Origin of the sequence: Protofrankia coriariae, from assembly GCF_001017755.1 — a bacterium.
Lineage (GTDB): Bacteria > Actinomycetota > Actinomycetes > Frankiales > Frankiaceae > Protofrankia > Protofrankia coriariae.
Window position 1 is genome coordinate 1 of sequence record NZ_JWIO01000104.1, and the last position, 385, is coordinate 385.

1 protein-coding gene is annotated in these 385 nt (G+C 69.1%); it reads left to right on the forward strand.

From position 1 onward, the window contains the following. On the forward strand, positions 1–372 hold a 372-nt coding region (locus FrCorBMG51_RS24395), incomplete at its 5' end, for a GrpB family protein (RefSeq protein ID WP_235433871.1). Positions 373–385: the final 13 nt, after the last annotated feature.

A 385-nucleotide genomic window follows, 5' to 3' on the forward strand; every position in this document is an offset into this window, starting at 1 on the left:
CGTCCCGGGCAGGATGGAACGGTGACCAGAGGCCCTGAGCTGATCGGCGGGGTGGAGCACCGCGTCATCCAGGTCGTCGACTACGACCCGGCATGGCCTGTGCGGTTCCAGGCGGAACGAGGCCGGATAGAAGCGGCGCTCGGCTCGCGGGCCCGGCGCGTCGCGCACATCGGCTCCACGTCCGTCCCGGGTCTTGCCGCCAAACCGATCGTGGACATCCAGGTCAGCGTGCCGGATCTGGAGGACGAGCCGGGCTACGTGGCGCCGCTCGAAGCGGCCGGGTACAGGCTTCGGGTCTGGGCCGCGGAGCATCGCATGGTCCGCACCCCGGATCTCGCGGTCCATGTCCACATCTGCCCGGTGGACCGGTAGATGTCAAGTCAAA